This is a genomic window from Microvirga tunisiensis, assembly GCF_009296175.1.
GTDB classification, from domain to species: domain Bacteria; phylum Pseudomonadota; class Alphaproteobacteria; order Rhizobiales; family Beijerinckiaceae; genus Microvirga; species Microvirga tunisiensis.
Genome location: NZ_VOSK01000301.1, coordinates 1 through 7,454, shown reverse-complemented (window position 1 = coordinate 7,454; position 7,454 = coordinate 1). Strand labels below are relative to the sequence as shown.

Below are 7,454 nucleotides of genomic sequence, written 5' to 3'. Positions count from 1 at the left end.
CCCAACAGCTCCAGCACCAACCGCTTCAGATCGGCGTTCGACAGGCCATCAAGATCCGGGGCCGGTGACATGCAGGGGATTGAATCAGAATTGTCGCTGCGCCGGAACCCCGACCCGCCAGCTCAGCCCGGACTTTTGCCAATGTTACCATGGTTTGCCTGCGTCGGGCTAGCGGTACAGGTCAGCAGGGGCTAGATTCATGAGCTGCACGTAGGAAGCCTCAGAATGACCGCAGGTCCCCACTCTCCACATACCCTGATGATCCGCAAGCTGGAGAGCATCTTCCGCCTGTCCACCGAGGAGAAGCAGGCGCTCCACGACCTGCCGGTGCAGCTTCAACTCCTCAAGGCCGATCAGGACATCGTGCGGATCGGCGACAGTCCCTCGCAGTGCTGCCTGCTGGTGGAGGGCTACACCTGCGTCTACAAGCTGACCACAGAGGGCAAGCGCCAGATCGTAGCCTTCTACGTGCCCGGGGACATGCCCGACCTGCAAAGCCTGCACCTGAAGGTGCTGGACAACAGTCTGGCCACGGTCACCCCCTGCACGGTGGGGTTCATCCAGCATGAGGACCTGCGCCGCATTTGCGACCGCTATCCCCGGATCACCGCTGCTCTCTGGCGCGAGACCCTGGTCGATGCCTCGATCTTCCGGGAATGGGTGCTCAATGTCGGACGCCGCGATGCCTTCAGCCGGATGGCTCATCTTCTGTGCGAGTTTCGGGTGAAGCTGAAGGCGGTGGGGCTTGCCGAGGACGACACCTTCGATCTGCCGCTTACCCAGGGCGAGCTGGCCGATGCGATTGGCACCAGCAACGTCCATGTCAACCGGGTGCTTCAGGACCTTCGGGCTAAGGACCTGATCCGAAGCAAGGGAACGCAGGTGACCATTCCTGATTGGGAGAAGTTGAAGGCGGTCGCCGGCTTTGACCCGCTCTACCTTCATCTGGAGAGTGAAGAGGTCGCCGCATGAGCCTCACCCTTCAGCCGGTGCGGGTTTGCAATGGCAGCGATGAAGAGGGCATGCTGGTCTTCGATGACGACCAGCGGTTGGTGGCGGTGCTGACCCATCTCAGCGACCAGTATGGCGATGTGTCCGGGCATTGGTATCTGGAAGCAAAGTTCGGCCTGCTGGATGGGTTGGGTCATCCCACTTACGCCGATCTGGACGCAGCCCAGGAGAGTATCAGGCAGCGCCTCGCCAGAGGGCGCTAGGCGGCTTTGCATTCCATAAGCGTTTCTCGGGAATTCTTGGAGCCGGAATGTCAGGAAATGGCACTCCTGAGACCTAAGCTCGACGACAGCAGTCCTCATCGAACCAGACGTTCCGAAATCTCAGGGGAACTCGGTGTCTGATACGAAGCCGACCCATTTGATCGCATCCAAGGGCAATCCCATTCCACTGCCGATCCCGGGTGGCAGCTATTAGTCTCGTTCAGGTTGACAGAGGAGTTGGATCATTCATCCTCTCGGTGTCAGACGCTGCGGAGGAGCCATGGTCACGCACGTCTCGCCCAGGTCCACGCCGCGCAGGGCTCCGGGTCCGAAGGGCCTGCCGTTCCTCGGAAGTTTGCCCGATCTCGGACGCGACGTTCTGGGGTTCTTCACGCAATGTGCACGCCACTACGGCGATGTCGTCAGCTTCCGGTTGGCAGCATGGCCGGCCATGCTCCTCAATCACCCTGACTTAGTGGAGTATGTCCTGGTCAAAAACCACCAGAACTTCATCAAGCACCGCTTCTTCTGGCGCCATGTCGAAGCGATCTTCGGTCAGGGGCTGCTCACCAGCGAGGGGAAGTTCTGGCACCAGCAGCGGCGTCTGGCAGCGCCCGCTTTTGCGGCGTCGCGGGTGAGCCGCTACGGTGACACCATGGTGCAATACACCGGACGCATGCTCCAGCAATGGCAGCCTGGGCAGGTTCTCGATGTACACCAGGAGGCTATGGCACTGACCCTGCAGATCGCCGCCAAGACTCTGTTCGATGCGGAGACGCGCCAGGATGTGGCTGAAGTCAGCCGGGCCATTGATGAGGTCATGGAGCAGATCTCAGTCCGGTTCCGACGCCCGTTCTGGCTTCCCGATGCTCTTCCGCTGCCAGGCAACCTCCGCTACCGGCACGGTGTCCAGCGGATGAACCAGCTGGTGGCTCGGATTATTGCTGATCGGCAGAACAGGCTTGAGGATCGTGACGATCTCCTGTCCCAATTGATGCTGGCCCGCGATGAGGCAGGCCAGCCCATGGATGAGCGCCAGATCCGGGACGAGGCCATCACCATGCTCCTCGCCGGGCATGAGACCACGGCCCTGACCCTCTCCTGGGCCTGGTACCTCCTCGGGCTGCACCCCGCTGTGGACGCGCAGCTTGCAGTGGAAGTGGATAGTGTCCTGGGAGGACGGTTCCCGACCGTCGATGATCTGCCTCGCCTTCGCTACACTGAACAGGTGGTGAGCGAGGTCCTGCGTTTGTACCCACCCGCCTATGCGATCGGCCGCCAGGCGCTGGCGGATTGTGAGATTGGCGGGTACCACGTGCCGGCGGGCACCACGGTCTACGTGAGCCCTTGGGTGATATGCACCGGGATCCGCGCTGGTTCGACGACCCACACGCCTTCAGGCCTGAACGCTGGGCGGGCAATCTGGCAAAAGACCTGCCGCGCTTTGCTTACATGCCGTTCGGTGGAGGACCACGCATCTGTATCGGCAACCGGTTTGCCATGATGGAGGCGGTGCTGATCCTCGCGACCGTGGCCCAACAGTTTCGGCTGGAATGGCACCCGGACCGGCCGGTTCAGCCGAAGCCCTCCATCACGCTCCGTCCTGGCGGTGGGGTTTGGGTCAGGCTGGTCTCGCGACCGATTGAAGCCGTCGGCATAGAAGACAAGTCAGGGCAGACCTCGAGGCACTAGCCGCGCCACTCGGCCGATCCAGCACCCGTCCTGAGCACTTTCGGAGTGGTCAACCGGGTGCAGGCAGATCGATCTCAAGTGGTGCAATGAAAGCTGACTGTTATGAAGCCGATGAACGAGAGCCATTTAGCAATCCTGCGTCGGCATATGGTCGAATTGATTGCTATCCATGCCGATCTTGCCAGCGATGAAATCGGCAAGGCCGTAATGGATGAGCATGTGATGGCCGCGATGCGGAAAGTACCTCGGCACCTCTTTGTCCCAGTCCCTCTTGCGCCTTATGCCTATCAGGACACGCCTCTGCCCATCGGCTTCGACAAGACGATCTCGCAGCCTTTTATCGTAGCGCTGATGACCGATCTGTTGTCCCCGCGACCAGACGAGAAGGTGCTCGAGGTAGGAACCGGCTTAGGGTATCAGACGGCGGTTTTGGCGGAACTGACAGGCCGCGTCTGGAGCGTCGAGATTGTGGAGGAGTTCGCCAGCGTCGCCCGGGATCTCCTTCGCCAACTTGGCTATGCCAATATCGAAATTCGGGAGGGCGATGGATCCCGCGGCTGGCGCGAGCATGCCCCTTTCGACAAGATCTTGGTGTCGGCTGCGGCTGATAAAGCTCCGCTCATCTTGCTCGACCAACTTAAGCCAGGCGGACGCTTGGTGATGCCATTGGGTCCGGAAGAGATGCAGCGTCTCACGGTCGTTGAGAAGGACGGTAATGGCCAGACGAGAGTTCAGGAACTCCTACCTGTCCGGTTCGGCCGGCTTGAGACGATCACGTGAGGCCACTGGTTGGGTGCGCACCGGGACGTAAATACGATTGTGTCAGTCTTACATTGGGCGCTGATCGTGTTTGCCCCGACCCGAAGGTCGTCTCCTGGCCCACCTGAGACGTTAGCCTGAGGGCAGCAATCCTCACGTAACCGGACGTTCAGAAGCAGCCGTTCTCAAGCGATCGTCCAACGCTGCGCGTCCGTTGCCCTATGTGGTCAGCATCGATGGCCTTGGAAAGAGGAGCTCTTACCCATGGAGTCCGTCATAGGCATCGTGACCTTCATCGCGATCGCATTTGGTGCCCTCATCGGTCTTTGGCTGGCGCGCCACCTTCCCAAGACGCACCTCAGCAGCGAAAGCCGGACGGCGGTGTCGGTGTCCATGGCGGTGGTCGGCACGCTGGCCGCGCTCGTCATGAGCCTCCTGATCAGCAGTGCCAGTTCGTCGTTTAACGCCAAGACAGATGCACTTCACAGGCTTGCCGTCGACATCATCCGGCTGGATCGTGCCTTGCGCCAATACGGCCCCGAAGCAGGAGACGTGCGCGATCTCCTGCGGAGCTATGCCGAAACAAAGGCTGAAGAGTTGTCGGATGAGAGTAATGCATCCAGCCTGGACCCTCGGTCACTGATGAAATTCGAGGCGCTGACGAGCCGAGTTCTTGACCTTCAGCCGGGCGACAACCATCAACGGCAGGCCCAAGCCCAGGCCTTGAAGGTGCTCGACAGTATCGCAGACGCGCGATGGCTCCTCATTGAAAAGGCCAATACGTCCTTACCAACATCGTTCGTGATTCTGCTGATATTCTGGCTGGCTCTGCTCTTCGGCAGCTTTGGGCTTTTCGCGCCTGGCAATGCGACGGTCATCATCGTTCTCCTGCTGTGTGCGCTGGCCATCTCAGGAGGCGTGTTCATGGTGCTCGAGTTGGAAACGGCGACCAGAGGACTGATCCGGGTGTCGACTGACCCAATAGTCAACGCGATCCGCGAGATGACTCTGGCTCAGTAAGCCGGCTGTCAGGTAAGACTCATACGCTCCCGACGAGCGGAATATCAACGGGCATTGCGCGGCCGAGAACAGCCGCTTTGAGCTTGGACGCGGTGCACTCCCAAAGGTCTAAAATGGCACCCCTGAGACATACGGGTTTGGTCTGCTTTGGTGCGTGAGAGCCGACGTTCATTGTAAGGCCGGAACGTGAAAATTTGACTCGGAACTGACGCTGGGCATGCTTTCAGCTGGCGTGCAGAATTCTGCTTCGCTTCCCTAGATAGGGAACAATTTCATCAAGGATAAACATCGTTAATTTTTGGCTCTTATGAGGATTGGGGAACTCATGCCAGCGGCATGACAATCAATATACAAATATTCCTGGGGCAATCCTGTGTTATCTTCTGTACAGCCTGGTTCATCTTCCCGTCGCTCATCTCTCATGCTGCGAATTTTGCTTGCTGCTGCATTGACGGTTGTAGGAGCATTTTCTGCATTCTCGCTTTACAACGATTACTTCCAGCGGCAGGCGACACGCTCCGAGATCGAGCGTTATCTGGCCAATGTCGGATCCGCGACCTCCGACGGCATCAGGAACTGGCTCGGCGGACGGGTTGCCCTGAACCAGAGTGTTGCTCAGGGTGTCGCCAACTTCGGAGAGATCTCCCAGGTTATGTCGCTCCTGCAGCAGAAGGTCTTCGTCGACAGCTTCCAATCGACCTATCTTGGCGAAAAGGATGGCCGTTTTACCATGTGGCCGCCTTCCGATATGCCAAAGGACTACGATCCACGCACGCGTCCCTGGTATAAGGATGCAGTTGCTGCCGGCACCAGCACGCTGACCGAACCCTACGTCGATGCATCCACCAACAAGCTCATCCTGTCGATGGCGACCCCGGTCCAGAAGAACGGTGCGTTTGTGGGAGTTGCAGGCGCCGACATGAATCTCGATGCTCTGGTGCAGATGATCGGTGCCATGGATCTCGGCGGCATGGGCAGAGCTTTCCTCATGAGTGCCGACGGCAAGATTCTCGTTCACCCCAACAAGGATCTCATCAACAAGAAACTGAATGAGGTCTACCCGGTCGAGGCGCCTCGGGTCTCAAACGAACTCAGCGAAACCATCCAGGACGGGCACGCGCAGATCGTCACGTTCCGCGAGATTCCGGGTCTACCATCCGTGAAGTGGTATGTCGGTCTGTCCATCGACAGTGCCAAGGCTTATGCCAACCTTGCCGCATTCCGGATGTCGGCTGCCATCGCGACGATCTGCGCCGTGGCTCTGATGCTCGCCCTTCTCGGCGTTTTGATCCACCGTCTCGTTGCTCGCCCGATCAACCAGATGACCGGAGCCATGAAGCAACTGGCCGACGGCAATCTGAACATCCAGGTGCCCGGCAGCGCCCGTAAGGATGAGATCGGGGCTATGGCGGCGGCCGTTCAGGTGTTCAAGGATGCCTTGATCGCCAAGAAGGATGCCGATGCACGCGCGGCCCATGAGGCTGATGCCAAGACACGCCGTGCCGAGGTTCTGGATCAGCTCACAAAGCGCTTCGAGCTGAACGTCTCGGCCCTGACGCAGGGGCTGTCCTCGGCCGCCACCGAGATGGAAGCCACCGCGCAGTCGATGACCTCCATCGCCGGCCAGACCACGCAGCAGTCGGTCACTGTCTCGTCGGCGGCCCAGCAAACTTCTGCCAACGTGCAGACGGTGGCAGCCGCCACCGAGGAGCTGTCGATCTCGATCCGCGAGATCGCCTCCCAGGTCAGCCAGTCGTCTCAAGTAGCTGAGAAGGCCGTGGCCGGTACCCATCGCACCAGCGCCACCGTGCAGGAGCTCGCCGCCAGCGCTGAGCGCATCGGCAACGTGGTGCAGCTGATCAACACCATTGCGGGCCAGACCAACCTCTTGGCGCTCAACGCCACCATCGAGGCGGCGCGCGCCGGCGAGGCCGGCAAGGGCTTTGCCGTGGTGGCCACCGAGGTCAAGGAGCTGGCGAGCCAGACGGCCAAGGCGACCGAGGAGATCTCGGCCCAGATCGGCTCGGTGCAGCAGGCGACGCAGCAGACGGTCTCGGCGATCCAGGAGATCGCCCGCACGATCACCGAGATGAGCCAGATCTCGACCTCGATTGCCGCCGCCATGGAGGAGCAGGGCGCGGCGACCGCCGAGATCGCCCGCAACGTGCAGGAGGCTGCGCGCGGCACGGAAGCGGTGACCGGCAGCATCGGCGACGTGCAGCAGGGCGCCGGCGAGACAGGGGCTGCGGCCAACCAGGTGCTGGGAGCCGCTCAGGAGCTCGCCCGCCACTCCAACGATCTTGGTCAGGAGGTCGCCAACTTCCTCCGGGGCGTGAAGGCCGCGTAACTGTTGAGGGGGTTGCAGTAAAGTGGAATGAGCCAGCCCCACGCATGCTCCGGCTCACTTTGTAGAACAACCTCATGGGAGGGCCGCTGAAAACAGCGGCCCTTTTTCGTTCACAGGCCACGATCAGATACCTTCGACCCCGCATGGATCGGACGCGAGGAAGTGCCTGGGTGAGGCACTTGCAGCCTCAGATCGGATCGATGCAATGGTCCGGTCATGACGAGCCTGAAGGGCAGCTTCTGTGTAGGGTTTCGGATGCCGGCCCGTCGCAGACGCAACCACGTGCACCGGGGCCGGCGTCCGGAAGCCTCCAGGGAAGGAACCCGCGGAACGGTTGGGCGCCGCGAGTGCCGCGCTCATCTATGGGGATTTGGGCGCTTCGGATCGGGTGCGGGATCCGCGCCGATGCACCCAAGCCAGCG

Annotated in this window: 6 protein-coding genes and 1 pseudogene; all 7 read left to right on the top strand. The window is 60.7% G+C overall.

What is annotated here, in order from left to right; translation table 11 throughout:
- Positions 1–225: 225 nt before the first annotated feature.
- Positions 226–972 (top strand): Crp/Fnr family transcriptional regulator, encoded by a 747-nt coding sequence (locus FS320_RS34560; protein ID WP_152716908.1) that lies wholly within the window; start codon positions 226–228, stop codon positions 970–972.
- Positions 969–1,214 (top strand): hypothetical protein, encoded by a 246-nt coding sequence (locus FS320_RS34555; protein ID WP_152716907.1) that lies wholly within the window; start codon positions 969–971, stop codon positions 1,212–1,214. The genes FS320_RS34560 and FS320_RS34555 overlap by 4 nt, the downstream gene beginning before the upstream one ends.
- A gap of 280 nt (positions 1,215–1,494) precedes the next feature.
- Positions 1,495–2,511: pseudogene (locus FS320_RS34550) on the top strand (cytochrome P450); the annotation flags it as partial.
- A 59-nt stretch (positions 2,512–2,570) separates the two neighbouring features.
- The gene (locus tag FS320_RS51040; RefSeq protein WP_420846813.1) at positions 2,571–2,906 is read left to right on the top strand and encodes a cytochrome P450; all 336 of its coding nucleotides are present in this window, start codon (positions 2,571–2,573) and stop codon (positions 2,904–2,906) included.
- A gap of 102 nt (positions 2,907–3,008) precedes the next feature.
- Positions 3,009–3,686, top strand: coding sequence for a protein-L-isoaspartate(D-aspartate) O-methyltransferase (locus FS320_RS34545; RefSeq protein WP_152716906.1), 678 nt, complete (start codon positions 3,009–3,011; stop codon positions 3,684–3,686).
- A gap of 264 nt (positions 3,687–3,950) precedes the next feature.
- Positions 3,951–4,685, top strand: a complete 735-nt coding sequence (locus FS320_RS34540) for a bestrophin-like domain (RefSeq protein WP_152716905.1) — start codon at positions 3,951–3,953, stop codon at positions 4,683–4,685.
- Positions 4,686–5,133: 448 nt separating this feature from the next.
- The gene (locus tag FS320_RS34535; protein WP_162003434.1) at positions 5,134–7,032 is read left to right on the top strand and encodes a methyl-accepting chemotaxis protein; all 1,899 of its coding nucleotides are present in this window, start codon (positions 5,134–5,136) and stop codon (positions 7,030–7,032) included.
- The last annotated feature ends 422 nt before the right edge of the window (positions 7,033–7,454 follow it).